The sequence below is a fragment of the Rhizobium sp. RU35A genome, from assembly GCF_900156005.1.
In the GTDB taxonomy this organism is placed as follows: Bacteria; Pseudomonadota; Alphaproteobacteria; order Rhizobiales; family Rhizobiaceae; genus Neorhizobium; species Neorhizobium straminoryzae.
In genome coordinates this window covers 1-1,358 of record NZ_FTMR01000048.1, presented here as the reverse complement: position 1 = coordinate 1,358, position 1,358 = coordinate 1, and the positions used below count along the sequence as shown (strand labels likewise).

1 protein-coding gene is annotated in these 1,358 nt (G+C 56.8%); it reads left to right on the top strand.

What is annotated here, in order from left to right:
- Positions 1 to 92: 92 nt before the first annotated feature.
- Positions 93 to 1,103 (top strand): IS110 family transposase, encoded by a 1,011-nt coding sequence (locus tag F3H95_RS26975; RefSeq protein ID WP_149748244.1) that lies wholly within the window; start codon positions 93 to 95, stop codon positions 1,101 to 1,103.
- Positions 1,104 to 1,358: the final 255 nt, after the last annotated feature.

Here is a 1,358-nt window from a genome sequence, read left to right as displayed (position 1 = left end):
GCCTTTTCAATTGATGTTGTGGATGGCTCCTGCTCCCGCCGGCGTATTCCGGCATAGTTTGGATGACATCATCCAGATCAAAGGAGCGATCCATGTCAGAGCTTGCCACAGTGGGTATCGATCTCGCAAAGAGTGTCTTTCAGATCCACGGTGTGGACGAGAACGGTCTGGTTCTTGTGCGCCGGCAGCTTCGTCGCAGCCAATTACTTGCATTTTTCCAGAAGCGTCCACGATGTCTCATTGGCATGGAGGCTTGCGCCGGCGCTCACGATTGGGGCCGCAGGCTTCAGGAACTGGGGCATGACGTTCGGCTGATGCCGCCGTCTTATGTGAAGCCTTACGTGAAGCGAGGAAAGACCGACGCCGCGGACGCGGCCGCCATTTGCGAGGCAGTGACGCGGCCCTCGATGCGGTTCGTGGCTATCAAGAGCGAGGCCTGCTCGGCGGTCATGGTTCTTCATCGCACGCGAGACTTCCTGGTTCGCCAGCGCACGCAGATCGGCAATGCGATCCGAGCACATATGACAGAATTCGGCATCATAGCTGCGAAGGGCGCGCAGAATGTTGATCAGTTGAAAGAGCAACTGGATCAGTTGCCGAAAGCAGCGCGATTGCCCGTGGCCTTACTCTTCGACCAACTGTTCGAGACAAACATGCGGATCGAACGGCTGACAGAAGAGATCGAAGAAGCCTACGTGCAAAACGAAACAAGCCAGCGTTTGGCGACGATTCCAGGCGTGGGTATACTGTCGGCAACGATAATCGCGGCCACCACCCCGGATGTCGACAACTTTGACAGTGCGAGGGACTATGCCGCCTGGCTCGGCCTTACGCCCAAACCTCACTCAACCGGAGGTAAGCAAAAAGTGGGCAGTATCTCTAAGATGGGAAATCGCTACATCCGGCGTTTACTGTATCTCGGCGCCATGGCGCAGATCATGCTCAGACGCCGGCTCAAGCGGAAGGCAGGATCGGACTGGCTATCGGGCATGCTGATGCGGAAGAAGACGAAGGTTGTCGCGATTGCCTTGGCGCATCGCATGGCACGAATGATTTTTGCCGTCCTCAGGGACGGGTCTCGATACGAGCCGCAGGTCGCCTGACGGGCTCTCAGAATGGTCAGGGCAACGTGAGGTGATGGCGAACAAGCGGAGACGAAGAACCAGGACACCCCGATCAATCCGAAGCTCTTCAAGCGCGCTCGATTGAGTGGGACCTGTTCTCCAAGCGGATATTCATCAGGGCGCGCAGCAGTCTCGCTGCATATCAGACGCCGTATACATGGCCGCAACCGACCTGTTTACTGGAACCAATCGTATCCTTGACACGCAGGAGCCATCCATACAAGGATTGAAGTC

Coding starts and splice junctions, on each gene's coding strand:
- F3H95_RS26975 (WP_149748244.1), top strand. CDS start 93: ATGTCAGAGCTTGCCACAGTGGGTATCGATCTCGCAAAGAGTGTCTTT.